A 24,664-nucleotide genomic window follows, 5' to 3' on the forward strand; every position below is an offset into this window, starting at 1 on the left:
TAAATTCTGAAAGGGCTTAATTATTTTAATTGCTAATTATTTAAAATTCTAATCGCAAATATCTCTTCCAATCACCAATCTCTGGATTTCAGAAGTTCCTTCGCCAATCGTACATAATTTAGAATCTCTGTAGAATTTCTCAACAGGGAAATCTTTCGTATAACCATATCCACCGAAGATTTGAACTGCATTATTAGAAATTCTAACACAAGCTTCGGAAGCATACAATTTAGCCATTGCGCCTTCTCTTGTCATTTTTGCTTTAGCATTTTTAAGGTCAGAAGCTCTTCTGATTAGCAATTCTGAAGCATCAATTTCTGTCGCCATATCCGCCAACATAAAGTTAACCGCTTGAAAACTTGAAATCGATTTTCCGAATTGGTGTCTTTCTTGTGCATATTTCAAAGCCGCTTTATAAGCACCTCTTGCAATTCCCAAACTCAATGCTGCGATAGAAATACGACCGCCATCCAAAATTTTCATTGCTTGTTTGAAACCGCTTCCAACTTCTCCTAACCTGTGAGAATCCGGAACGCGAACGTTGTCGAAAATTAATTCTGCCGTTTCGGAAGCGCGCATTCCTAATTTATTTTCCTTTTTACCAGAAGTGAAACCAGCCATTCCTTTTTCCAGAACGAAAGCTGTGGAATTATTTTTTGCTCCTTTTTCTCCCGTTCTTGTCATTACCACTGCAATATCGCCAGAAATAGCGTGTGTGATGAAGTTTTTTGCACCGTTGATAATCCAATCGTCACCATCTTTAACAGCAGTAGTGGACATCCCTCCGGAATCTGAACCTGTGTTGTGCTCTGTCAATCCCCAAGCTCCAATCACTTTTCCGGAAGCTAAATCTGGCAACCATTTTCTTCTTTGTTCCTCATTTCCGAATTCATAAATGTGATTCGTGCAAAGGGAATTGTGCGCAGCAACGGATAATCCAATTGATGGGTCAACTTGAGAAATCTCGTCCAAAATGGTCACATATTCTTGATAACCAAGTCCCGAACCGCCATATTCCTCAGGGATTACAATTCCCATAAAACCGAGTTCTCCCAATTGGTGAAACAATTCTACAGGGAAAGTTTGGCTCTCGTCCCAGTCCATAATGTTTGGGCGGATGTTTTTCTCAGCAAAGTCTTTCGCTGTTTCGGCTATCATTTTTAAGTTGTCCATTTTTATATTTAAGTTTGGCTTCAAATATATAAAAATTAGGTTTAGGATAAATTATTTTTAAAAATTGATTTTTATGCTTTAAGAATCGAGGTTTTCATTATTTTAGCATAGAATTTTTTCACAATGAATCCGAAACTAAAAACCCTTTTATTCTTTCTCATCGGTGCTTTTGCAGGCATATCGATGATGTATCTGATTACGAATTACAAAATCGAGAAGAGAAATGAAATTTCGATGGAAGCAGAAAATCGGAAGTCGGAAGTTGCCAAATCTGAAAACAAAGAGAAAACTGAATTTGATACCGAAAAACCTTCTGAAGCTGGTTCAATAGAAGAATTGACAAATGATGAAAAAGTTATTTCTTACGTCAAATCCAATCATAAATTACCTGATTTTTACATCACAAAATCTGAAGCTAAAAGCAAAGGCTGGGTTCCGTCCAAAGGGAATCTCTGTGATGTTTTGGCAGGCGTTGCAATTGGTGGTGATAAGTTCAGCAATCGTGAAAAGCAATTGCCAAAAGGCGAACAATATTACGAAGCAGATGTAAACTACGATTGTGGAAACCGTGGTGCAGACAGAATTGTCTTTACCAAAAACGGAGATGTTTGGCTGACGAAAAATCATTACAAAAGTTTTGAAAAAAAATAACAACTTTCGATGAAAGTATTTTTATTAAACAGTTTTTTCGTAATTCTTTTTTTAATTTCGTGTAAAGAAAATCAAGAATCTAAGGTTGTTGAAACTTCTGAGAAAGTCGTTTTGCAACTTCAACCTTTTAAGGATATAAAAGCTGATGATGTTGAAAATATTGCTTCACAAATTCAGAAAATCTATCCGAATGTTGAAATTTTATTACCAATCGATTTTCCGGAAAATTCTTATTATCAACCTAGAAATAGATACAGAGCGGATTCAATCATTAAATTTTTGAGTTCTCAAACAAAGCCTAATTTTGTAAAAGTTGGTTTGACCACAAAAGATATTAGCACAACCAAAGGAAATGTGAAGGATTTTGGAATAATGGGCTTAGGTTATCGCCCAGGAAAAGCTTGCGTTGCATCTTCCTTCAGACTCGATGCATCAAAAAGAAAAGAACAATTTTACAAAATAATCATTCACGAAATTGGTCATACGCAAGGTTTGAAACATTGTCCCGAAAAAACTTGCTTTATGCGAGATGCAGAAGGTGGAAATCCTACAGATGATGAAACCGATTTTTGCGAAAAGTGCAAAGATTATTTAAAAACAAAACATTGGAAATTTAATTAAAATGAAAGAAATATTAATCGATTTTTTAAACATCGGAGATGACGAAGATTTTTATACTGAACTGAAATCAAAATTAGAATTGCCGGATTATTTTGGAGATAATCTAAATGCATTAAATGACTCTCTCAAAGGATATGTGGAACTGCCTCTACATCTTGAGTTTGTCAATATGAGCGTTGACCAATTGGAAACTTTTGAAGATTTATTAACAATGTTAGAGGAAATAGAAGAAGAGGAAGAAGATTTTACGTTCAGCTATTACCTTGAACAATATGAGGATGACGATGAAAATTTAGATGAAAATGAAGAATAATACAAGAAAAGCGACAATTGACGACCTTTCCCAACTTGCTCAATTGTTTGATGAATACAGAATGTTCTACCACAAAAGCTCCGATATTTCCGGAGCTGAACAATTCCTATCCGAAAGATTAGAAAAACAAGATTCCGAAATTTTTGTTGTGGAAGAAGATGGAAAATTAGGTGGATTTGTCCAACTTTATCCGCTGTTTTCGTCCACAAGAATGAAACGTTATTGGTTGTTGAATGACCTTTACGTCAATCCAGAATTTCGTGGAAAAGGCTATTCCAAAGACTTGATTGATAAAGCAAAAGAACTTTGTAGAACATCTAATTCTTGCGGAATGTATCTCGAAACCAGCAAAGAAAATATGATTGGAAATCAATTGTATCCAAGCGCAGGTTTCAAAAAATACGATGAAGTTAATTTTTATGAATGGGAAGTTTCTTAATAATTTATAATTAACAATTAATAATTAAAAATGACCGATTTCGAAAAATATATCCAGCGTTATCTCGACCTTGTTCCATCAGAAAATTGGATTGAGGAGATGAAAACTTCTTCGGCAGAAACATTAGAAATCTACGAATCACTTTCCGAAGAACAAGGCAACTTTGCTTACGCCGAAGGAAAATGGAGTTTGAAAACGCTTTTGCAACACCTCATCGATACCGAAAAAGTCTTTGCTTATCGCGCTTTGAGATTTTCCAGAAAAGACCAATCTTTGGTTTCCGGTTTTGATGAAGAAGCTTGGGCAGACAATTCTTACGCAGAAACCCGAACTTTGAAAAGCTTGATTAAGGAATTCAAAGTGACGAGGAAATCATCAATCAAATTCTTTAAAACACTTCCCGTTGAAGCTTTGCAATTAATAGGAATAGTAAATGGAAATGAAATAAAAGTGGAGACGATTGGGAAATTAACCGTTGGTCACAACATTCATCATTTGAATATTATTAAGGAAAGATATTTGCCGAATTTTTGAGTTGGAGAGTTTGAGAGTCGGAGTGTATGAGGGTTTTATATCACTCCCACACTCAAACTCTCAAACCCTCCAACTTATTTCTTCCTAGTCAAATACTTTCTCCCCGGAATAAACAACAACAAAGCCCCAATCACAAACAATGAAAGTCGGGAAAGAAAATCGCCACTTTTCGTGTAGAAAGTTTCGTGGTCTATAAGATTCACTTTCGCTATCAAAGCACCTTTTGCGCCGTAAGGCAAATCGTCCACAATATCACCTCGGGAATTGATGTGCGCACTGGTTCCGCTGTTTGCAGACCTTGCGATTTCTCTTCGGGTTTCTATGGCACGGAGTTTTGCGTAAGCCAACAATTGTTTATGACCTTGCGAAAATCCCCACCAAGAATCGTTGGTAACGATGGTTAGAAGGTTTGCGCCTTTTTTTACATAATCGGTCACATATTCTCCATAGACACTTTCGTAGCAAATGATGGGTGCAATCACGGATTTGTTGTAAGGATTGGCGAACACTTTTCTTTCTGTCGAAACTCCCAATGAACGTGTTGTTCCACCTAAATCAAGCATCACATTACCCAAAATTGGTTTGAAGAAATTGATGTAAGGGAAAATCTCAACGCCAGGAACCAACATCGCTTTGTGATAGACTTCCGGCTGTTGGTTCGGGATGATTTGTATTGCAGAATTATATTCATCCACCCAAATGCCTTGTCTTTCCAAGAAGCTTGCTGTGACAGGCTTTTCCTCATCATCTGCATAAACATAATGGCTGGAAATTCCACCTGAGAAAACCGATTTCGGATGTTGGGTGAGAAATGTTTTTATATTATTAATGAGCAAACTATTATTAAATCCTCTCTCGCTGATAGAACCTAGTCCAGGCAAAGAAGTTTCCGGCGCGAGATAAAGGTCGATGTTTTGAGTTTCTTTTCCTCTGAATTTTATAATTGAATTTTCTGAAGCTAATTTTAAAAGGTCACTTTGAATCGTCAAACTGTCTTTTTGATATTTCTCATTATATGGGTCTAAAGCCGGCTGAAGCATTGTAACATTCAACGTTCCGACAGATTTTGGCGAATAATTGTAATATTTAACTAAAGAAATCAACATCGGCAAAACAATGAAACCTGCCAACATCGATACATTTTTTATTAATGATTTTCTGATTCTTCCAGCTTCCCAAATTCTCAAAGTGTAAAATGCCAATACATTACAAATCAAAATCCAGAAACTTCCGCCCGTTGCACCCAAAGTGTCGTACCATTGAATCAATTGATGATAATCTGCAAAGACATTTCCGAGATTCAACCACGGCCAGGTGAATTCCCAAACCAAGTGCAACTTCTCAAAAGCCATCCAAATCACCACAAAAAATACCAACCCGAAATATGTTCCCTGACTTTTCTTATAAAAATGATAGGCTAAAAAAACTAAAGCCATAAAAAAAGAATTGGTCAAAACCGGAAACAAAACCGCCAAGAGAGAATTGCTCCCGTCCGGAAGTTTGGAATTGTAAAGCCAACCCGTCGTAACCGCATTCCAAATGACAAATGTGAGATAAGACAAACCAAATATTGCTAAGCTTTTCTTTTTTATATTGCTGAATTTCTGAATATTATGTTCCATCATTAATAAAGGAACAAACGCAAAAAATATAAAAAACGGAATCCCGTAAGTCGGCCAGGAAATGGCGAGTAAAACTCCGGATATTAAAGCTAATAGAAGGTTTTTCATTATTGTCAAAATAAGATTAGACAAAAATACTCATATTGGAATGAATAAAAGATGACAAGTATCGAAATATCAGTAGAAAAATTGAATTATAATTAAAAGGTGCGAAGCACTGATATGTAGGTAGAAAACAATAGCATTTCAATCATTGAGGTGCGAAGCTCCGAAATATTGGTAAAAACATTTCGGAGCTTCGCACCTTCTCTAATGATGAATTATTTTTTCTACCAATATGTCGCGACTTCGTCGCTTGTCAATTTCGAAATCTATTATGAAAACCTTTTCTTCCTAATAAAATAAAATCCAGCTCCTAAAATCCCCAAAATCCCCAATGGCAAAAGCAAATTAATCCATTGCCATTTCGAACGTTCTTCGTCCACGCGTTCTCTGTCCAGCAAACGGATTTCAATCGAGCGGTTTCTGAGTTCCATCAGATTGCTGTCATCCAAAAGATAATCTAGGGCATTTCTGAGGAATTGCGCATTGCCGTACTGCGCTTTTGTAAGCAAATCTTCGCCCAAAGGCAATGCTTTTCCTTTCCAGATTTGGTTTCTTGCAATGTCGCCATCGGCAATCACGAGCATTTTGTTTTCTGGACTTTGCGATTTGAAATCCGGATAAGCATTTTTCTCACTTCTTGCAGAATAAGCTGAGGTGAATTTCCCTTCCAAAGCCACTGCGAAAATCTTCGGTGGCGTAGGACGTTCCATCTCGCCGATGCTGTCTGCGCGAACGATTTCCGAAAGCGCAACATAATTCGGAACCGTTTTGCTGATGGTTCTTTCGCTCGATTCGAAAAGAACTCTGGTCTTGATATTCTTTCTTCCCAAAGTATCAATTGAAGTTGGAAACTCGAATTTTACAGGATTGATGTTTTTAGTAATCGGATGTATGTTGGAAACGGTCGCGTTGTCAGCAATTCCCAGCGGAAAATAAGGCCAAAGAAAACTGCTATATTGAGGATTGCCAGCCACTTCGCCGGAAACTATCCTAATCAAAGCCGACTTCTTCATATCCTTTGTCAAAGCCGGATTGATCCTCAATCCATAATTAAACATAAAGTCTGTCAAATTAAGGTCAAGCGGATAAGCCATTATTTTTTTTGCTTGGAAAAGCGTGTCCATTTCGGCATTCACAGCGTCCAGCATCCAAAGCATTTTCCCGCCGTTCATAATGTATTGGTCCAGAATCACTTTCTCATTATTTGTAAAAGCTTTTCTTGGTTTTGCGATCACGAGCGCATCCATTTGTTTTAGTTTCGGGACGTCGGCTAATGAAAGTTCGGTTTTGTTTTCCGGAATCACGGGTCCTACGTTGTAATTTTCCATCGCAACATCCAAAAATCCTTGGAATTCATCAGGACTCAACTCTTGCTGATTAACCAAAAATCCAACATTTTTCGCAGTTTCTTCGGATAAACCTTTAATAGTGGATGCAAAATTATATTCCAGACTTTCGATGGATTTGCTAAGTTGCGTGCTTGCATCGATTCCAGATTGCTGAATGATGAGCGGAACCGCTGTTCCATAACCATTGTATTTAATCGCCGCGTATGGAAACATCACAATTTCCGAGACTTTCCCTTTTTTCATATCAGGCAGGATGGAAGGCTGCATTCCCATTCCAGCCAGCGTGTCCTGAGGGATTTTCTCTGCAATCGGATCACGGAATTTGTAATCAATTTTTGGATTTATTTTTCGGAACTCGTCCAGCATAAATTTGGTTTCGTTCTGAAGTTGTTTGAAAGAAGCTGGGAAATCCCCATCCAGATAGACTTCTATCATCATCGGTTTGTTCACGTTTTCCAAAACTTTGATGGTGGAATCCGACAGTGTGTATCGTTTTTCCGCCGTCAAATCGAAACGTTTGTAAACCAATCCGCTCATCCCGATGATGAGAAGAACTGTGATAATGATAAGTGTGATTTTATTTTTTTTATTCATCTTTAATAATAGTTGACAGTTGTTAGTTGTCTGTTGATGGATTTTTTGTTTTTAATTGTCTTCATTCAAATTTACTTCCTCATCTTTGATTCCATTTGTATTCATCATTGAAAAAATTGTCTGTTCGTTCGTTTGACAAAGTTTTACCAAATTTTGAATATTTTCATCTTCCAAATTTTCAAAATGTTTCAAAGAAAATGAATAAACATCTCCTTCATCAAAAGCATCTTGTAAATGTTTAAGTTCATCAGACATTGCAAGATTTATGATTTGCTCAAATACGATTTGTCTTGCTTCTATCAGATTATTTATAGTTTCAATAATTTGTTCTCTGTAAGTTATCATATTTATTTACCTTTAAAAAATGCGAGTTCCAAAGCTCTATGTTCTGTAATTTGGTAACCAACTTTTTCAATCATTAATTTGTAGAAATCTTTAAAAATTTTTTCTGTTTTTAAATCTTCAATCAGTTTGAGATATTTAAGATAAGCTTCTGGTTTTTCTAATTTATATTTATGAGGCTCTTCATTATTTAAAAATCTAAAAACTCTGCTATCCCAAATTGCATAATGATTTGGATTGATAAAATGCAATAATTTAGAAGTTCCAACAAGCGAATTGTTAAAAGCGGTTTTTAAAATACTAAGTCCTTTTTCATTTATTTGTTTTCCGTTTTTTGCATCATTTAAAATTGAAATAATGTTTTCAGGATTTTCAAGTTTTATTGATTTCAAAATTGTTGGCATCCAAGAATATGTGAAGCTTATTCCTATAATTACATTTTCTAAATTGATTGATTCAATATTTTTAAAATAATTCAAAAAATGAGGATATGAAAGAAGGTAATTTTCTTTGGTAGCTTCAAAATTATTGGCAATGATAATTAATTGCTCAATAATTTCTTGTTTTGATTTTTCAAATAGCTTCATTTTTCTTGAATCTTTTTACTTTTTTCTTGTCTCTTCTCTTACTTCTTTTTCCAGACAAACCAACTCGCCAATCCTAATCCCAAAAAAATAACAAATAAGAAATAAGAAACGTCTCTTGTATCAATCTGTCCTCTCGTGAAAGCCAAGAAATGCTGATAGAATCCGATATTTTGCAAAATGTAATCTGCGCCTCCGAGCAATTTGTAACTTGCCAATTGCTCAATCCCGAAATACGCGATGAAACAAATGAAAACACCCAAAAGATAAGCCGTAATTTGGTTTGATGAAAGTGAGGAGGCCAAAATTCCAACTGCGGAAAAAGCGGCAATCAAAATAATCAATCCGATGTAACTTCCAAATGTCATACTTCCATCAATATTGCCTTCCGGAACTCCCAAAACGTAAACCGTGTAGTAATAAACCAAAGATGGCAACAAGCACAAAATCCCAACCAACCAAACGGAGAGGAATTTTCCACCAACGATTTCGGTGATTTTTACAGGTTGAGAAAACAGCCAAAACAAAGTTCCGGATTGTTGTTCCTCAGCCAAAGTTCGCATACTGATAGCCGGAATGATGAACATAAAAAGCCAAGGCGAAAGCACGAAGAAACTCTGTATGGAAGCGCTTCCAATTTCGAAAATGTTAAAATTGTTCTCGAAAAAGAAAAGAAAAAGGGCGGAAATAATACTGAATGCGCCGATGATGATCCACGCGCTCCAGTTTCCGAAAAAATTCCAAAGTTCTTTTTTGAATATTGCAATCATAGATGATGAATGATAGTTGATAAATGATAATTGATTATTTCGTTTTTTTTGTCCTTCGAGAGCCTCAGGATGACAATCTCCTGTCAGGCTGAGGTGAAGTTTATCCTGAGCTTGACGAAGGGAAGCCTTTTTTATTTTCTTGATTCTTTTTTCTTATTAACAAGTTTGACGATTGAACTTATCAAAATGATGATTCCGATAAATCCGAGAAGCAATTGCCACCAATATTCTATAACGGAATATTTGAGGATTACTGTAAACACGACGGCAAATAAAATGAAAGTGGCAATCTCATTAAACTGTCGAAGTTTGATGTTGGTGGTTGATAAAATATCACCATTCAGTTTTTTGAGTTCTTTCACTTTTTTCCAACACCAGAAATGGTAGATTCCAAGTCCGACTAAAAATGTCAATTTCAAATGGAACCAAGGTGTTTTCATTAATCCTGAATTTTGATAAATCATTGTCAGTCCAGAAAGTAACATCAAAAATCCTGCTGGAACAGTGATGATATTCCAAAGTCTGCTTGCCATAAAGATGTATTGATTTCTGAGAATTTTCTGTTTTACTTCATCAAACTCGTCTGTGTCTTTATAATAAACAAAAAGTCTTACCAAATAGAAAATCCCGGCAAAGTAACTTACCATAAAAATAATGTGAATCGCTTTTATCACGGAATACAGCATTGGGAATTTTTTTGCAAAGATACTTTTTATTGATAGAAGATAAAATATGAATACGATATGAAAAAAGAACGTGATAAATATATTTGAGAAGATAATATTTTCATTAATAAAAAATACAGAAAAGATGTTTATTGAGAAATATTTTTATTTTAAAAGGTCTTTTAAAGCAATATTGCGGAATTTTTTAAATTAAGATTAAATAGTTAAAATTTCATTTTTGAAAGGGAATGTGGAAAATAATCGCTTTTTTTGTATCATTAATCTTAATAAAAAGTATTATATGAAGAAAATTTTACAACTGTTTTTGACAGTTTTGGTATTTTCATTTTTCTCTGCACAGTCATTGCGACACGTTGCTAGAGAGGTGAAAGATTATCACTCCAAAAGAGTGAGTTTTAAAAAAGTAAGTCTTTTCTCGGTAGATGAGGCTAGTTCTAAAAAAGCAGTGTACAGACAAGCTGCAAGAGATGCACAAGTTTTGAAGCTTGATAAATCGGAGTTGACGACTCTTGTACAAAACAGACCAGATGCAGTGGAATTTACTTTTCCCTTTGAAGACAGAGAATTGACCGTGGAAATGGTAAAGGTGGATATCTACTCCAATGATTTCAAAGCTAAGACTAACCTAAAGGATAATGTTGCATACAAAAAAGGTGTTTTCTACAGAGGAATCGTAAAAGGTGATGAGACTTCTGTTGTTGCCTTCAGTTTTTTTGATAATGATGTAATAGGAGTTGCATCTGCCAACAAAATTGGTAATGTCACTTTAGGAAAAGCAGTCCAGTCCGAAGATTTTGTGGTTTATAATGATCAAAAGTTGACAGGAACCAACCCGTTCATCTGCGCAGTAGATGAAGTGATGGATAAAGAAACTCAAAAAATCAGTTTTGATCCTAAGGCTTCCAAGGCTCCTCAGATGACGAATGCTTGTGTAAGAGTTTATTATGAGATTGCCTACAAACCTTTTGAGCAAAATGGCTCGGATGTTCAGACTACAATCAACTGGATTTCTGCGGTTCACAACAACATCAATACTTTATACGTGAATGATGGTGTGAAGATGTCTCTTAAGACTGTTTACGTTTGGGAAACTGCAGATCCTTACACCGGAGATTACAGCCAAAATCTTGCTAACTTTAGAAACACAAGAACAAGTTTTGACGGAGATCTTGCTCATCTTGTCAATTACCCGTCAACTACAAGTGTTGCTTATCTCAACTCTCTTTGTACGACAGCGAGATATGCTTATTCTGGAATCAATATGACTTATGGGAATATTCCTACTTATTCTTGGACGATTATGGCAATGACTCATGAGATGGGGCATTCTTTAGGTTCTCCACATACACATGCTTGTGCTTGGAATGGAGATTCTACACCTATCGATTGGTGTGGTCCTACTGCTAGGCCAGTATTAATTCAGAACGAAGGACTTGACTGTACGTCAGATGTAATACCTACCAATGGTGGGACTATTATGAGTTACTGTCACTTGATGCCTTCTGTCGGAATCAATTTTACCAACGGATTTGGTGATCAGCCTGGCGCTTTGATTAGACAAACCGTAGAATCTAAAGCATGTCTGGGTGTAGATTGTACGACTGCATGTAATGTGACTGTTACAAATATGACTGTCGCAAACGTTACTAAAAATACAGCAACGGTTACTGTTACAGATGCTACATCTACGCAATGGAAATACAGGGTTACCAAAATAGATGGAACACCTGTGAAGTCTGGATTGAGTGCAAACAAAGTATTTGATATTACAGATTTATCTCCCAATTCATTCTATAGAGTAGAAGTAGGAACAGAATGTTCTGCAGCTTTCCAAAGAAGCCAAATTATTTGGACAGATGATAACTGGTGTGGTAAAACAATTACCGATTCCGGAGGTGCAGAGGCCAACTACACAGACCAAGAGTCTTGGACCAAAACTTTCTATCCAGATAACGCAAATGAAAAATTGAAACTAACTTTCACAGAGTTTGATCTTGAAACGGGTTACGATTTCCTAACAGTAAGAAATGGTCCGGCTGCGAACTCTCCACTTTTCACTGGCGCAAATAATATGTCTGGAACTACCATCAGAGGTCCATTCACATCCACTCACGCTACAGGTGCAATCACACTTGTTTTCAGATCAGATCAAATGGTAAATAACAAAGGATTTATTGCTAATTTAAGTTGTGCCGTACTTGGAGTTGATGATGTTGCAAGTTCTAAAGACATTTTGTTGTCTCCAAACCCAGTGAAAAATCATTTCACATTGGCGGGAGTTTCAAAAATAACTTCAGTTGAGGTTTATGATATTTCTGGAAAATTGGTAAAGCAATTTGATAAAGAAAGTTTATCTAAGAATTCATTCAATATTTCCAAACTTAAAACTGGAAACTATGTAGTGAAAATCAAAACAGATAAGGAAAGTTTCAACAAGAAGTTAATCAAAGAATAAGATTACTCGAAACGATATTTAATAGTAAAACCGACAGCAATGTCGGTTTTTTTTATTTCAAATGTTGAAGGTTTAATTAAAGAAAATTTAAAATTATTCAAACTCCACATAGATTTTTTCACCAGTGCTCATTCCGAAAAGAGTAGAAGCACCATTCAAAACGCTGCCTTTGTAAATCGTAATTTCCAGCAAATCTGTATCATTGAAAATGACAGACGATTTCCCGTGAGATTCCGGTTCTCTCTCCCAATCGGTCACGATGTCTGTGTACTGATCTGATATTTTTGAAACCACAATATTCCGGAATTTAACCGTGTATTTTTCTGAAACAGAGGCGTACTTATCAAAAAACTTCCGGCTGATGTTGGAGACTACATTTCCAAAATTATCCACGTACATCACTTCGCCAACAATCATCTTTTCATTTTCATTGTAAATCGCTCTTGGGAAGGAAACATCTTTTATAGATTTGATTTTTCGTCCAATCACTTCCGGTAATCCACCTTTGTAAAGATGCATCGCTGCAGGTACAAAAATCTCTGTTGCGGGAAAAATCACCTTGTCATCAAATCGATTGTTTAGTGTAATCTCGTAGATAGATTCTGGTTTAATATCAAAAAACATCAGATTGGTGATGCCGTTATCTGCACATATGAAATAGTGTCCGTCTATTTTGGCAAGAATGTTTTTTCTGTTTTTATGATAAAAACTATCTACCGCCACGATATGAATGCTGCCTTCCGGAAAGAATTTGTAGGCATTTCTCACAATGTAAGCCGTTTGAAGAAGGTTGTACGCTGTAATGTTGTGGGTGATGTCCACTACTTTTACTTCCTCGCTCCAACTGAGAATTTTCCCTTTTATGCTTGGGACGCGGTGATCCACAAGTCCATAATCCGAAGTGAGAGTAATGACAGCCATATCTTTTAATTTATTGCAAATTTAATATAATTCAATTTTTAAAAGCCTCAATTCATGTCAAATCTATTCATATATTTGTTAGACTAACCACTAATATTATTTATGTTCGAAATAAATTATGAACTTGAGGGCATCAACACCAAAACTTTTTATGGTGTGCAGAATCAAAACTTCAACCTGATAAAATCCAGCTTCCCAACGCTCAAAATCACAGGCAGAGACAACTTTGTATTTGCAATGGGGAACAGAGAAACCTTGGATTTGCTGAAACAAAAACTTGATGATGTTTCAGATTATATTTCCAAGCACAATTCTTTAGAAATTAAACAATTAGAATCTATTCTGAAGCTGAAAGACGAGTCGGAAAAACAATTGATTTTTGACCAGGACATCATCGTAAAAGGCGTCAATGGAAAAGTTATCAAAGCGAAAACGACCAATCTTAAAAAACTCGTAAAGGCATCGGAAAAGAAAGATATGGTTTTTGCCATTGGGCCTGCGGGAACCGGAAAAACCTATACCAGCGTTGCGCTAGCCGTACGAGCCTTGCGTGATAAAGAAGTTAAAAGAATTATTTTAACAAGACCTGCGGTAGAAGCTGGGGAAAGTCTTGGTTTCCTGCCTGGAGATTTGAAAGAAAAGCTGGATCCATACATGCAACCTTTGTATGATGCGCTTCGGGATATGATTCCGCACGAGAAGCTGGAAGGCTTTATGGAAAAGCGCGTGATAGAAGTTGCGCCATTAGCATTTATGAGAGGTAGAACTTTGGATGAGGCTTTTGTAATTTTAGATGAAGCACAAAATACAACACATTCTCAAATGAAAATGTTCCTCACGAGAATGGGAATGAATGCAAAATTCATCATCACCGGAGATCCTAGTCAGGTAGATTTACCAAAAAACCAACAATCAGGACTCAAAGAATCGATGACAATTTTGAAAGATGTAGAAGAAATTGGGTTTGTTCATCTATCCGAAGAAGATGTTGTGAGACATCCTGTGGTGAAGAAAATCATTATGGCTTATAATAGTATTGAGAAAAAATAGAAATCCTTTTTTTGGAACAGAAGTTGTAAAGCATAGTTAGAATTTTAAATTTTTAAAACTATGAAAAAGATTTTTGTTGCGGCTGCAATAGCCGTTTTTGGGTTTACTCAAGCGCAGGAAGGATTCAAGCTAGGAGCTCACATTGGAGCGCCAACTACTGGTAATTCTCCATTTACTTTAGGTTTGGATGCGGCTTACAGATGGAATATTGCAAAGAACTTCGACTTAGGAGTGGCAACTGGATATTCTCATTATGTGGCAAAAAGTTATAGATATGAAGGCGGGTCTTACAAAGGCAAAGATTTCGGATTTATTCCTGTGGCCGTTTCTGGTAAGTATTCTTTCACAGGAGCGCCAATTGCTGTAGGATTAGATTTAGGATATGCGATTTCAACCAATGAGTATGTAAATGGTGGATTGTATGCACTTCCAAAATTTATGTATAATATGCCAACCGGTGAATTGTATGTAGGTTACCAAAGTATTTCGGGTGATCACGACAGAAGATATTACAATGACAGACCAGTTCCGGGTAAAGAATCTGTAGGTGCTGTGATTGTAGGTTACAATTTTTACCTGAAATAATTAATTAATAAAAAATATTTTTTAATATAAACTCCGGTGTTTGCATCGGAGTTTTCGTTTGTGGTAGCTATTTTAGAATAAAATATTAAATGATTGTTTAATGATATTTTCATTTAAAATTTTGAATTATGTTAATAATAATTTTGTTGTTTCAAATTAATTGTTAATTTAGCAACGTTTTAAGTTAATTTAACATTTAATAACAACTAAAAATCATTATCATGAAAAAAATTATTTTAATCGGAGCGATCGCGCTGTGTGGAGCTATGAATGCTCAAACAAAATTCGGGGTAAAAGCTGGTTATGCTTTGTCTTCTGTCAATACAAAAATAGATGGAGTTGATGAAGAAGATATGGACGAAATGGATGCAATGTCAACCTTCTATGTGGGAGCTTTGGTAGAGCATAAGTTAACGGATAAGTTTGGATTACAAGCGGAGTTGCTTTATTCTCCTATGGGCGCAAAATACTCTGAATCTGTAGGTGGTGATAAATATGAGTTAAAACATAAATTAGGAACTTTACAGCTTCCTATTGGTGCAAAATATTACCCAACAGAGTCTTTTGCACTTACAGCTGGTCTTAACTTTGGATTTATACTTTCTGCGAAAGAAGAAGAAACGTGGACAGAAGACGGAGATTCTGGATCTGAAACAAATGATATAGAAGATACAAGTAGTTTAAACTTAGCGCCATTTATCGGGGCAGAATATACACTACCAATGGGCTTGTTCTTTGATGCTAGATACAATTTTGGCGTAAGTAATCTGTATAACGGAGAATTCAAAGATGAAATATCAACGAAAAACAGCTTCTTCCAAATCGGTGTAGGCTACAAATTCTAATCAATTTTTAAATATTAAAATTAAACTCTGATGCAAATCAGAGTTTTTTTTGTTGATTTAATTCCTGATTTTCATTTTCTTAATCCCGAAAAAATCGTATTTTCGCATCAAAGTAAAGCTATTATAATGAGTAAATCTATTGAAGATTTGAAAAGCCTTTCTAGGCAGATTAGAAGAGACATTCTTAGAATGGTTCACGCCGTAAACAGCGGTCATCCAGGTGGTTCTCTCGGATGTACAGAGTATTTCGTTGCATTGTACGGTGAGGTTATGAATTACAAATTACCATTCACAATGGAAGGTGAAAACGAAGATTTGTTCTTCCTTTCCAATGGTCACATTTCGCCTGTATTTTACAGTACTTTGGCAAGATTTGATTTCTTTCCGGTAGCAGAATTGGCTACTTTCAGAAAACTGAATTCCAGATTGCAAGGTCATCCGACTACACACGAAGGTTTGCCAGGCGTAAGAATCGCTTCAGGATCTCTGGGCCAAGGTTTGTCAGTTGCTTTAGGCGCAGCGCAAGGTAAAAAACTAAACGGCGACGATTCTTTGGTTTATACACTTCACGGTGATGGCGAATTGCAGGAAGGTCAAAACTGGGAGGCGTTGATGTACGGAGCAGCCAAAAAAGTGGACAATATTATCGCAACAATCGATTTCAACGGAAGACAAATTGATGGTGACACAGACGATGTTTTGTCACTCGGAGATTTGAGAGCAAAACTAGAAGCCTTCGGATGGTTGGTCTTGGAAGAGAAGAATGGTAACGATTTAGAAGCAGTTATCGGAATTCTAAACAGAGCAAAAGCAGAAACTGGAAACGGAAAACCTGTCGCGATTTTGTTGCATACAGAGATGGGAAGTGGTGTAGATTATATGATGGGAAGCCACTCTTGGCACGGAAAAGCTCCAAATGATGAGCAATTGGAAAATGCTTTCAAACAGTTGTACTTAGAAGCTCCGGCAGATTATTAACGCTTGCTATTTTGAAAAAAATCACATTTTTTCTTGTTGTTTTTAGTTTTTTGTGGTCATCTGCTCAAAACAAAAAAATTGTGTTTTCAAAAGAATTGAAATACACATTTTTGGATGATAAAACCAAAAACCAAAACGTAGAAATTGATATTTTTGGTAATGCTTCAAACGAATTATTACTTAGCAGTCACATAGATCAGTTGCCTCTCAATCTATTCATCGATGATCTTGGCGTGAGTACGGTGAGTTTCACGATGAATAACCAATTGGAAAATAGTGTCTTTTCATCGATTTTTTCTCAGATGATGTACGCCTCGCCAGAGCAGAAAAAAGGAGATTTGGAGATTAATAAAATCTCCGGAACAGAAACTATTTTAGGTCTTCCTTGCCAATATTATACGGTCAATTTTATAGATAAAACAAAAGAAGAATCTATGAAAATCTGTATCAATGAAACTTATCCAATCAATACATTTACAGCATTGACGGGTGTTTTGAAGGTTTTTACCAAAAGCAATTATTCCAATGGTTTGAAAGGTCTCATTCTCAAAGGCGGCCCCAATACGGATAAGTTTGAAACAGAACATTTCATCCTGAAAAGTATCAAAGATTCTGATGCCTATGTTTACTTCAATCATAAAGAAAGTATGATGAAGCATCAGCGCAAGATGGATTCTTTGATGATGGAACAGCGAAAATGGGAAGATGATTATGCCGCATTGGATTCTACCGCAGTTGCAGATAGCACCGCTTTTGCAGGCGATTATCCTTACATTCAGGAATATGTTTCGACTTACAAGAAGGAAAATTCGGTAATGGCCAATCTTTCCATAGACAATCCCAATTCCAAAAATCTTTTAAAAGGCGCCCCTCAATATTGCAGCAACTTGCACAAAGATTTTCCCGTGTTTGAACATAAAGAAGTTGCAAGACATCTCAAAAACTACGCAGGACAAGTTTGCGATATGTATCTCACGCAGTCTTATGACGAAACTGTGGACGAAAAAGGAACGATGGATGAGATCCGCCGAGAAGTTCTTTATCTTCTGGATGTCCGAGACAAACTATCAAAATCTGACCAGAAAAAACTCGACAAATACCTCAATCAATTAGATTAATTCTTCAAAAATAAAGTCAACTTTGACGATTAAAAATTAAAATTTAAAGATGAAATATACATACACAGAAAAAAAAGATACACGTTCAGGCTTCGGAGCTGGTTTGGCAGAATTGGCTGACACCAACCCAAATGTTGTCGCACTTTGCGCAGATTTGATTGGCTCTCTGAAGATGGAAAAATTCATAGAAAAAGCACCGGAAAGATTTTTCCAGACTGGTATTGCTGAGGCCAATATGATGGGCTTGGCAGCAGGATTGACAATCAACGGGAAGATTCCTTTCGCGGGAACTTTTGCCAACTTTGCAACGTCAAGAGTTTACGATCAGATCCGTCAGTCGATTGCTTATTCTAATAAAAATGTTAAAATCGCTGCTTCCCACGCCGGAGTTACTTTGGGAGAAGATGGCGCAACACACCAGGTTTTGGAAGACATCGGAATGATGAAAATGCTTCCTGGGATGACCGTTATCAATCCTTGCGATTACAACCAAACCAAGGCTGCAACTCTTGCAGCAGCAGCACACGAAGGCCCAGTTTATCTTAGATTCGGTCGTCCTGTGGTTCCAGTTTTCATTCCAGAGGATATGCCTTTCGAGATAGGAAAAGGAATTCTTTTGCAAGAAGGAACAGACGTTACCATCGTTGCAACCGGACATTTGGTTTGGGAATCTTTGCTTGCCGTAGAAGAATTGGAAAAAGAAGGAATCTCTTGCGAGGTTATCAACATTCACACAATCAAACCTTTGGATGAAGAAATTATCTTGAAATCTGTAGAGAAAACTGGAAAATTAGTTTCAGCAGAAGAGCACAATTTCCTTGGCGGACTTGGAGAATCTATCGCTGGAATGTTGTCCAGAAGAAGACCAACACCTCAAGAATTTGTAGCTGTTCAAGATACTTTCGGAGAATCAGGAACGCCGGCAGAATTGATGAAAAAATACCAGATCGATGCAGAAGCTGTCGTAAAGGCCGTGAAAAAAATCATCGAGAGAACAAAATAATTCTCAGAAATTACATCATACAAAATCCACCATTTTCGGTGGATTTTTTGTTTGCAAAATTTTTAGGAGCTTATCCCGCTATCCACTATTACTCCTCGCGCCAATGCTTTTCCCCAGGCTAGCTGTGGGGTAACCGTTACTATCGGGGCTATGGGATTTTCAACCAATTCAAGTTTTCTTAATTAGTTGAACATTCCAAAACCTAGAAATCACTATGCTAAAAACCAGTATGTCGGTGCTTCGCACCTCGTTTTTAGTTGTAAATATTTCTACCAATATTTCAGGGCTTTGCCCTTTGTTGAAAAAAGATTCTTTTTAATACCAATTGTACTTTAAATTGCAATTGCTTGTCCGTTTTTAATTATAATACTAAAATCAGCAGTCAATTTGTCGTTCCGCAGGAATCTAAACTGTTTTATTATCAGTGTGTTGAGATTCCTACGGAATGACAAACAAACTGTTAAAAACTAAGTTATTACTAATTACGGACTATTCATAAATTGCAAAACTAAAATGCTCTGTAGGAGCTATCTGTTTGTAGAAAATCAATTTTGAATAAACAATTCCGCTCCGTAGGAGTGATATCTTTTTGTTGTATTTAATGGTAGAATTTGTATAATACAAAGTTTTAGATTTTTTACATCTTAGCTAATCATATATTTTTTTTGATTCAAAACCATAAAGCAACGAAGTTGCGAAATGTTGATAGAATCTTCAAGGTGTATAAAAAGGTACGAAGCACCGACTACGGCATTAGAAAAAAATAATAAACTCTATGATTATATGATGAATAGAAAGGTCGCTCCTCTGGAGCTTTGTTTTTCGTAATTGCATTTTTTCTATTAACAGTAAATCCCAATAGGATTAATTACAGCTCCGTTAGGAGCGAACTGTTAATAGAAATATAGAGATTTTTTAAATTAAAGCTCCAGAGGAGCGACCTATTAATGATATTTTATTTTTTATTGTACAACAATGATTCTAAACAAAAACTTAAGTAATTTTGAAGATGCTTCAAATTCCGGAACATAAAATCCCAATCACACAACTGAAAACCAATTTTGATGTTCAGATTTTCATCAAGAGAGAAGACCTTATCCATCCAAAAATTTCCGGAAACAAATTCTGGAAACTCTTTTTCAATGTCAATCAATATTTGGAATCGAAACCTGAGAATCCTTTGCTAATTACTTTTGGTGGCGCATTTTCAAATCACATTGCTTCGGTTTCTGCTTTCGGGAAAGAGTTTGGAATCAAAACCATCGGAATCATCCGCGGAAACGAATTGGAGAACAATTGGCAAGAAAACCCCACACTTTCCGAAGCTTCAAAAAACGGAATGGATTTTCATTTTGTGTCAAGAGAAGATTATCAAAACAAAGAAAAACTCTCGGGAAATTTTTCAAATTTATATCCGAATTCATTGATTATTCCGGAAGGTGGAAGCAATGAATCTGCTGTGGAAGGTGTGAAATATATGCTGGGAAATGACACCAAAGATTTTGATTATCTTTGCACCGCAGTTGGAACTGGAGGAACAATTGCCGGGATTTCCAAATTTGCGGAAGCTGGTCAAAAGGTTTTAGGAATCAAGGTTGTAAGAGATGATTCTTTAGAGAAAGCAATTTTGAAATGGAGCGGAAGAGAAAACTTTGAGTTGAAAGATGCTGATGAAAACCGCTACGGTAAAATATCAGAAGAGAATGTTCGTTTTATAAATTGGTTCTTTGAGGAATATCAGATTCCCTTGGACCCGATTTATACGGGAAAGCTGATGCAAACCATTTTTGAATTGGCAGAAAAAGGATTTTTCCCGAAAGGTTCAAAGATTCTGGCTTTTCATAGCGGCGGATTGCAAGGCATAAAAGGAGCGAATCTGTTTTTGAAAAGCAAAGAAAGAGAACTGATAAATTGGAATTTGTGATTGCGGGACAAAACCCCTTCAGAGTTTTAAACTCTGAAGGGGTTGACAAAGATGTGGATTACTAAATTTTGAAATGGAAATGTTGAAAAGAATTTAGAACCCCATAGCCCCGATTGCAGCGGCATCCTTTTTTGTCTTTCTGCTAAAGTTCTTTTTTTGACATAATGTCGAAGACAAAAAAGATATAGCGGAAAGCGGGATTAAGCTTCCATAAAATTAAAAGTATTTTGTAAAAAATAAATATGAGAAAGTTATTAGTGATTGGTTTTGTGGGTGTTTTAGGCTTGGTGAAAGCACAAACTTGGAAAACGGAAGACCAATACATCCAAAAATTCGCTCCGTACGCGGTGGAAGAAATGGAGAAATATAAGATTCCGGCGAGCATCACTTTGGCTCAGGGACTTTTGGAAACTGGTGGCGGACAAAGCCGACTGGCGCAACAGGGAAAAAACCACTTCGGAATCAAATGCAAAGAAGATTGGACGGGCAAAACAATGAGCCACACGGACGACGCTCCCAACGAGTGTTTCCGCGTTTATGACGACCCGAAGCAGTCTTACGAAGATCACTCGATTTTTTTGGCAACTCGGAAATATTACGTTGGATTGTTCAAGCTGGATCCGAAAGATTACAAAGCTTGGGCGCACGGATTGAAAAAAGCTGGCTACGCAACCAATCCAAGATATGCTCATATTTTGATTTCAAAAATTGAGAAATACAGACTCTACGAATTTGATAATACGACTAAAGATGAAGTTTATTACGCTATTCTGAAAATGTATCCAAGCTTGAACCAGGATGCGGTTTTTATGGCGCAACTTGGACAGGAAAAGCAGAATGAAAAAGTGGTTCCGCCGACTATCAAAGTGGATTATAAGCAAGGTTCGTATGCAAAACAACAGAACGAAGTTTCGGATATTGTTGATTCTAAAACAAAGTCTGCGCTTTTGAAAAATATCTTGGTGAAGAATCATCCAAACGATGGACTTAAGTTTTTCATAATGCCTGTGGATGCCGATGTTTCTGAAATTTCTAAAAAATTTGGAATCAGCGAAAAACGTCTGATGAAGTACAACGAATTGGAAAGTACCAAACTGGCGAAAAATGACATCATCTTTCTCGAAGGTAAAAATTCTTCCGGAAACAAGGCGACTTACAAAGCCGGAACGGGCGAAACGATGCACGATATTGCTCAGAAATTCGGAATCAAAGAGAAGAAATTGTACAGCAAAAACAGGATGAGCCAAGGTGAGCAACCAAAATCTGGACAATTAATTTATCTTCAAAATAAGAAACCGCGAAGCTAAAGGTTGGAAGTCAGAAGCTGGATGCTGGAAGATTTCAATCATATATTTTCTCGCAGATTGTGCTAATTAGGCAGATTTTTAATCTGCGAAATCTCCAAAATCTGCGAGATAATTTTAATTTTTTACATTGAATTAACCTCCGACTTCCATCTTCGGACTTCGGACAAAAAAACAAATAATGTTATACCAAAGAAGTTCAGCGCTTTTTGAAGAAGCGTACAAATATATCCCGGGAGGTGTGAATTCGCCGGTTCGTGCTTTTAAATCTGTGGGTGGCGTTCCGCTTTTTATGAAGTCTGCGAAAGGTGCTTATCTGACCGATGAGGACGACAGAAATTACATCGATTACATCAATTCTTGGGGGCCAGCCATCTTGGGACACACGCATCCTGAAGTTTTAGAAGCTTTGAAATCTCAGGCGGAGAAAGGTTTTTCTTTCGGAACGCCAACGGAACTGGAAACCGAGATTGCAAAATATATCGTAGAAAACGTTCCAAACATCGACCAAATCAGAATGGTTTCTTCCGGTACAGAAGCTTGTATGAGCGCGATTCGCTTGGCAAGAGGATTTACAGGAAGAGAAAAAATCATCAAGTTTGAAGGTTGTTACCACGGACACTCGGATTCGTTTTTGATTCAGGCAGGAAGTGGAATGGCAACGTTTGGAAGTCCAAATTCGCCAGGCGTAACGCAGGGAACAGCGAAAGATACTTTGCTGGCTGAGTACAATAATTTTGAACAAGTTGAAGACCTTTTCAAAGCGAATCCAGAACAGATTGCCTGCATCATCGTAGAACCGATTGCTGGAAATATGGGTTGTATTTTGCCTGAAAATAATTTCCTTCAAAACCTTAGAAAAATCTGCGACGAGAATGGCGCACTTTTGATTTTTGATGAAGTAATGACAGGATTCCGATTGGCTTTTGGTGGCGCACAGGAGGCTTTGAATGTGAAAGCAGATTTGGTGACTTACGGAAAAGTGATTGGAGGCGGATTGCCAGTTGGTGCTTTTGCCGGACGCAACGAAATTATGAATTATCTTTCGCCAAGAGGAAACGTTTATCAAGCCGGAACTTTGAGTGGAAATCCTTTGGCAATGCGAGCTGGACTCAAAACTTTGCAATTAATAAAACAAGACCCAGAATTCTTTAACAAATTAGCAAAAACCACAGAAACCTTAGATTTCGAAATTGGAAAAATCCTAAATGAGAAAGGAATAAAACATAGAATCAACCGAAAAGGAAGTATGATGTCTGTCTTTTTTGATGCAACGTCTGTCAGCAATTTCAAAGAAGCGAACGAATCTGGAATTGGATTGTTCAATAACTTCTTTCATCAGCTGTTGGAACAAGGGATTTATCTTCCGCCGAGTGGCTATGAGACTTGGTTTATATCGTCAGCGATTGGCGATGCTGAGATTGATAAAACTTTGGAAGCCGTTAGAAACTTCCATTACTAAGATAAAAAGCGACTTGAAAATTATTTATCAAGTCGTTTTTTTGTTGAAAATCATATTGGAATTGCATTTAATTTGTGGTAAATTAGTAACTCCAAAATGAGAAATCGAATCTCGTTTAACTACCGTTCTTTTCTGTGAGGGCGGTTTTTTTATTTAAGATTACTTCGCTGGTTTTGCTCTCAAATACTGATGTGGATAGAAATTTTCTTCATCATTTTCCCAAGCAGATTGTACTGCGAAATACGGATTTCTCAAGATTTCTCTGGCTAAGAAAATTAAATCTGCTTGTTCGTTTTCCAAAATTTCTTCGGCGTGATTGGCATCTGTAATCAAACCAACTGCGCCAGTTTTGATGTCCGCATTTTTCTTTACGGCTTCGGCCAAAGGAACTTGATAGCCAGGATTCAGTGGAATGGTGACACCACTGATATTTCCACCGCTGGAAACATCTATCAAATTTACATTTTTGGTTTTGAGAATTTTCGCAAGTTCTACGCTGTCGGAGATTTCCCAGCCGTTTTCTGCATATTCGGTTCCGGAGATTCTTACGAATAAAGCTTGATTTTCTGTGATTTCAGAATTGACGGCATCTACAATTTCCATTAGGAATCTGGCTCTGTTTTCTGCGTTTCCACCATATTCGTCGGTTCTGGTATTGGAAAGTGGTGACAAAAATTGATGAATCAAATAGCCGTGGGCACCGTGGATTTCTATCACATCAAAACCTGCTTCAACGGCTCTTTTCGTTGCTTTTTGGAAATCTTCTACCAAGTTTTTGATTTCTTCAATCGTCAAAACGTGTGGCGTTCTTTCTGAATGGTGAAAAGGAATTGGACTTGGCGCAATGGTTTCCCAACCTTCTTCGATGCTGATTTGTCGGTTTTCCCAGGTCGAGCCTTTTCTGCCAGCGTGAGCCAACTGGATTCCGATTTTGCTCTCTGAATTTTGGTGAACAAAATCCACGATTTTTTTCAAAGCTAGAGCTTGCTCGTCATTCCAAATGCCAAGACATTTGTTAGTAATTCGTCCGCGAGGTTCTACGCCAGTGGCTTCTACCATTACCAATCCAACGCCTCCTTGCGCACGACTGCCGTAATGTACAAAGTGAAAATCATTGGCAACGCCATCTTCCGCAGAGTACATACACATTGGCGACATTACGATTCGGTTTTTCAGTTCTATGTTTCTGAATTTTATGGGTGTGAAAAGTTTCATTTTTAAATTTAATATTAGATT

24 protein-coding genes are annotated in these 24,664 nt (G+C 36.8%); 15 read left to right on the top strand and 9 right to left on the bottom strand.

The window, feature by feature from the left end; genetic code table 11:
* Positions 1 to 48: 48 nt before the first annotated feature.
* On the bottom strand, positions 49 to 1,173 hold the full coding sequence (locus tag B0I22_RS00740; protein WP_133942699.1) for an acyl-CoA dehydrogenase family protein: 1,125 nt from the start codon (positions 1,171 to 1,173) through the stop codon (positions 49 to 51).
* Between the two features lie 123 nt (positions 1,174 to 1,296).
* Here B0I22_RS00740 and B0I22_RS00745 point away from each other — a divergent pair, with 123 nt between their 5' ends.
* From B0I22_RS00745 to B0I22_RS00765, 5 genes are read left to right on the top strand one after another with little or no spacing between them, the layout of a single operon-like run.
* The gene (locus B0I22_RS00745) at positions 1,297 to 1,824 is read left to right on the top strand and encodes a ribonuclease domain-containing protein (RefSeq protein ID WP_133942700.1); all 528 of its coding nucleotides are present in this window, start codon (positions 1,297 to 1,299) and stop codon (positions 1,822 to 1,824) included.
* Between the two features lie 9 nt (positions 1,825 to 1,833).
* The gene (locus B0I22_RS00750) at positions 1,834 to 2,445 is read left to right on the top strand and encodes a Zn-dependent protease (RefSeq protein ID WP_133942701.1); all 612 of its coding nucleotides are present in this window, start codon (positions 1,834 to 1,836) and stop codon (positions 2,443 to 2,445) included.
* A gap of 1 nt (position 2,446) precedes the next feature.
* Positions 2,447 to 2,758: a barstar family protein gene (locus B0I22_RS00755; protein WP_133942702.1), complete on the top strand. Its 312-nt coding sequence runs from the start codon at positions 2,447 to 2,449 to the stop codon at positions 2,756 to 2,758.
* Entirely contained in the window at positions 2,748 to 3,197 is a 450-nt protein-coding gene (locus tag B0I22_RS00760) for a GNAT family N-acetyltransferase (RefSeq protein WP_133942703.1), read from the top strand. Before B0I22_RS00755 ends, B0I22_RS00760 begins: the two co-directional genes overlap by 11 nt.
* Positions 3,198 to 3,227: 30 nt before the next feature.
* Positions 3,228 to 3,731, top strand: coding sequence for a DinB family protein (locus tag B0I22_RS00765; RefSeq protein WP_133942704.1), 504 nt, complete (start codon positions 3,228 to 3,230; stop codon positions 3,729 to 3,731).
* 74 nt (positions 3,732 to 3,805) lie between these two features.
* Here the strand turns inward: B0I22_RS00765 and lnt are convergent, their stop codons facing one another.
* The 6 genes from lnt to B0I22_RS00795 form a co-directional block, all read right to left on the bottom strand.
* Entirely contained in the window at positions 3,806 to 5,461 is a 1,656-nt protein-coding gene (gene lnt, locus B0I22_RS00770; protein WP_133942705.1) for an apolipoprotein N-acyltransferase, read from the bottom strand.
* Between the two features lie 266 nt (positions 5,462 to 5,727).
* A complete protein-coding gene (gene gldG / locus B0I22_RS00775) occupies positions 5,728 to 7,401 on the bottom strand; it encodes a gliding motility-associated ABC transporter substrate-binding protein GldG (protein ID WP_133942706.1) in 1,674 nt (557 codons plus the stop codon).
* 51 nt (positions 7,402 to 7,452) lie between these two features.
* Positions 7,453 to 7,746 carry a hypothetical protein gene (locus B0I22_RS00780; RefSeq protein ID WP_133942707.1) on the bottom strand — a complete coding sequence of 98 codons (294 nt, stop codon included), beginning with the start codon at positions 7,744 to 7,746 and terminating at the stop codon, positions 7,453 to 7,455.
* Between the two features lie 2 nt (positions 7,747 to 7,748).
* Positions 7,749 to 8,330, bottom strand: a complete 582-nt coding sequence (locus B0I22_RS00785; protein WP_133942708.1) for a hypothetical protein — start codon at positions 8,328 to 8,330, stop codon at positions 7,749 to 7,751.
* 38 nt (positions 8,331 to 8,368) lie between these two features.
* Positions 8,369 to 9,097: an ABC transporter permease gene (locus B0I22_RS00790; RefSeq protein WP_133942709.1), complete on the bottom strand. Its 729-nt coding sequence runs from the start codon at positions 9,095 to 9,097 to the stop codon at positions 8,369 to 8,371.
* Between the two features lie 131 nt (positions 9,098 to 9,228).
* On the bottom strand, positions 9,229 to 9,783 hold the full coding sequence (locus tag B0I22_RS00795; RefSeq protein WP_133942710.1) for a CopD family protein: 555 nt from the start codon (positions 9,781 to 9,783) through the stop codon (positions 9,229 to 9,231).
* Positions 9,784 to 10,063: 280 nt separating this feature from the next.
* Here B0I22_RS00795 and B0I22_RS00800 point away from each other — a divergent pair, with 280 nt between their 5' ends.
* Positions 10,064 to 12,238 carry a M12 family metallo-peptidase gene (locus tag B0I22_RS00800; protein ID WP_133942711.1) on the top strand — a complete coding sequence of 725 codons (2,175 nt, stop codon included), beginning with the start codon at positions 10,064 to 10,066 and terminating at the stop codon, positions 12,236 to 12,238.
* Positions 12,239 to 12,331: 93 nt separating this feature from the next.
* On the opposite strand, the gene B0I22_RS00805 is transcribed toward B0I22_RS00800, so the two are convergent.
* On the bottom strand, positions 12,332 to 13,159 hold the full coding sequence (locus tag B0I22_RS00805) for an SAM hydrolase/SAM-dependent halogenase family protein (RefSeq protein ID WP_133942712.1): 828 nt from the start codon (positions 13,157 to 13,159) through the stop codon (positions 12,332 to 12,334).
* 102 nt (positions 13,160 to 13,261) lie between these two features.
* Between B0I22_RS00805 and B0I22_RS00810 the strand changes: the two genes are divergently transcribed.
* The 9 genes from B0I22_RS00810 (at position 13,262) to hemL (ending at position 23,428) form a co-directional block, all read left to right on the top strand.
* Entirely contained in the window at positions 13,262 to 14,209 is a 948-nt protein-coding gene (locus B0I22_RS00810; RefSeq protein ID WP_133942713.1) for a PhoH family protein, read from the top strand.
* A 60-nt stretch (positions 14,210 to 14,269) separates the two neighbouring features.
* Positions 14,270 to 14,794, top strand: a complete 525-nt coding sequence (locus B0I22_RS00815) for a hypothetical protein (protein ID WP_133942714.1) — start codon at positions 14,270 to 14,272, stop codon at positions 14,792 to 14,794.
* 221 nt (positions 14,795 to 15,015) lie between these two features.
* A complete protein-coding gene (locus tag B0I22_RS00820) occupies positions 15,016 to 15,639 on the top strand; it encodes a porin family protein (protein ID WP_133942715.1) in 624 nt (207 codons plus the stop codon).
* Positions 15,640 to 15,765: 126 nt separating this feature from the next.
* Positions 15,766 to 16,617, top strand: a complete 852-nt coding sequence (locus B0I22_RS00825) for a transketolase (RefSeq protein ID WP_133942716.1) — start codon at positions 15,766 to 15,768, stop codon at positions 16,615 to 16,617.
* Between the two features lie 95 nt (positions 16,618 to 16,712).
* Positions 16,713 to 17,735 carry a hypothetical protein gene (locus B0I22_RS00830; protein WP_133942717.1) on the top strand — a complete coding sequence of 341 codons (1,023 nt, stop codon included), beginning with the start codon at positions 16,713 to 16,715 and terminating at the stop codon, positions 17,733 to 17,735.
* 49 nt (positions 17,736 to 17,784) lie between these two features.
* The gene (locus tag B0I22_RS00835; protein ID WP_133942718.1) at positions 17,785 to 18,738 is read left to right on the top strand and encodes a transketolase family protein; all 954 of its coding nucleotides are present in this window, start codon (positions 17,785 to 17,787) and stop codon (positions 18,736 to 18,738) included.
* 1,009 nt (positions 18,739 to 19,747) lie between these two features.
* Positions 19,748 to 20,662: a 1-aminocyclopropane-1-carboxylate deaminase/D-cysteine desulfhydrase gene (locus B0I22_RS00840; protein ID WP_133943930.1), complete on the top strand. Its 915-nt coding sequence runs from the start codon at positions 19,748 to 19,750 to the stop codon at positions 20,660 to 20,662.
* Between the two features lie 242 nt (positions 20,663 to 20,904).
* Positions 20,905 to 21,969 (top strand): glucosaminidase domain-containing protein, encoded by a 1,065-nt coding sequence (locus B0I22_RS00845; protein WP_133942719.1) that lies wholly within the window; start codon positions 20,905 to 20,907, stop codon positions 21,967 to 21,969.
* A 178-nt stretch (positions 21,970 to 22,147) separates the two neighbouring features.
* Positions 22,148 to 23,428, top strand: a complete 1,281-nt coding sequence (gene hemL / locus B0I22_RS00850) for a glutamate-1-semialdehyde 2,1-aminomutase (protein WP_133942720.1) — start codon at positions 22,148 to 22,150, stop codon at positions 23,426 to 23,428.
* A gap of 159 nt (positions 23,429 to 23,587) precedes the next feature.
* Here hemL and namA read toward each other — a convergent pair whose 3' ends face one another.
* A complete protein-coding gene (namA, locus tag B0I22_RS00855; RefSeq protein WP_133942721.1) occupies positions 23,588 to 24,643 on the bottom strand; it encodes an NADPH dehydrogenase NamA in 1,056 nt (351 codons plus the stop codon).
* Positions 24,644 to 24,664: the final 21 nt, after the last annotated feature.

The sequence above is a fragment of the Epilithonimonas xixisoli genome (assembly GCF_004365655.1).
GTDB classification, from domain to species: Bacteria; Bacteroidota; Bacteroidia; order Flavobacteriales; family Weeksellaceae; genus Epilithonimonas; species Epilithonimonas xixisoli.

Excerpts from the sequence above, each read along its gene's own strand:
- B0I22_RS00825 (WP_133942716.1), top strand. The coding sequence starts at position 15,766 with ATGAGTAAATCTATTGAAGATTTGAAAAGCCTTTCTAGGCAGATTAGA.
- B0I22_RS00835 (WP_133942718.1), top strand. The coding sequence starts at position 17,785 with ATGAAATATACATACACAGAAAAAAAAGATACACGTTCAGGCTTCGGA.
- gldG (WP_133942706.1), bottom strand. The coding sequence starts at position 7,401 with ATGAATAAAAAAAATAAAATCACACTTATCATTATCACAGTTCTTCTC.
- lnt (WP_133942705.1), bottom strand. The coding sequence starts at position 5,461 with ATGAAAAACCTTCTATTAGCTTTAATATCCGGAGTTTTACTCGCCATT.
- hemL (WP_133942720.1), top strand. The coding sequence starts at position 22,148 with ATGTTATACCAAAGAAGTTCAGCGCTTTTTGAAGAAGCGTACAAATAT.
- B0I22_RS00740 (WP_133942699.1), bottom strand. The coding sequence starts at position 1,173 with ATGGACAACTTAAAAATGATAGCCGAAACAGCGAAAGACTTTGCTGAG.
- B0I22_RS00785 (WP_133942708.1), bottom strand. The coding sequence starts at position 8,330 with ATGAAGCTATTTGAAAAATCAAAACAAGAAATTATTGAGCAATTAATT.
- B0I22_RS00845 (WP_133942719.1), top strand. The coding sequence starts at position 20,905 with ATGAGAAAGTTATTAGTGATTGGTTTTGTGGGTGTTTTAGGCTTGGTG.
- B0I22_RS00790 (WP_133942709.1), bottom strand. The coding sequence starts at position 9,097 with ATGATTGCAATATTCAAAAAAGAACTTTGGAATTTTTTCGGAAACTGG.
- B0I22_RS00815 (WP_133942714.1), top strand. The coding sequence starts at position 14,270 with ATGAAAAAGATTTTTGTTGCGGCTGCAATAGCCGTTTTTGGGTTTACT.
- B0I22_RS00800 (WP_133942711.1), top strand. The coding sequence starts at position 10,064 with ATGAAGAAAATTTTACAACTGTTTTTGACAGTTTTGGTATTTTCATTT.
- B0I22_RS00745 (WP_133942700.1), top strand. The coding sequence starts at position 1,297 with ATGAATCCGAAACTAAAAACCCTTTTATTCTTTCTCATCGGTGCTTTT.
- B0I22_RS00795 (WP_133942710.1), bottom strand. The coding sequence starts at position 9,783 with ATGCTGTATTCCGTGATAAAAGCGATTCACATTATTTTTATGGTAAGT.
- B0I22_RS00810 (WP_133942713.1), top strand. The coding sequence starts at position 13,262 with ATGTTCGAAATAAATTATGAACTTGAGGGCATCAACACCAAAACTTTT.
- namA (WP_133942721.1), bottom strand. The coding sequence starts at position 24,643 with ATGAAACTTTTCACACCCATAAAATTCAGAAACATAGAACTGAAAAAC.
- B0I22_RS00765 (WP_133942704.1), top strand. The coding sequence starts at position 3,228 with ATGACCGATTTCGAAAAATATATCCAGCGTTATCTCGACCTTGTTCCA.
- B0I22_RS00750 (WP_133942701.1), top strand. The coding sequence starts at position 1,834 with ATGAAAGTATTTTTATTAAACAGTTTTTTCGTAATTCTTTTTTTAATT.
- B0I22_RS00780 (WP_133942707.1), bottom strand. The coding sequence starts at position 7,746 with ATGATAACTTACAGAGAACAAATTATTGAAACTATAAATAATCTGATA.
- B0I22_RS00805 (WP_133942712.1), bottom strand. The coding sequence starts at position 13,159 with ATGGCTGTCATTACTCTCACTTCGGATTATGGACTTGTGGATCACCGC.
- B0I22_RS00755 (WP_133942702.1), top strand. The coding sequence starts at position 2,447 with ATGAAAGAAATATTAATCGATTTTTTAAACATCGGAGATGACGAAGAT.
- B0I22_RS00840 (WP_133943930.1), top strand. The coding sequence starts at position 19,748 with ATGCTTCAAATTCCGGAACATAAAATCCCAATCACACAACTGAAAACC.
- B0I22_RS00760 (WP_133942703.1), top strand. The coding sequence starts at position 2,748 with ATGAAGAATAATACAAGAAAAGCGACAATTGACGACCTTTCCCAACTT.
- B0I22_RS00820 (WP_133942715.1), top strand. The coding sequence starts at position 15,016 with ATGAAAAAAATTATTTTAATCGGAGCGATCGCGCTGTGTGGAGCTATG.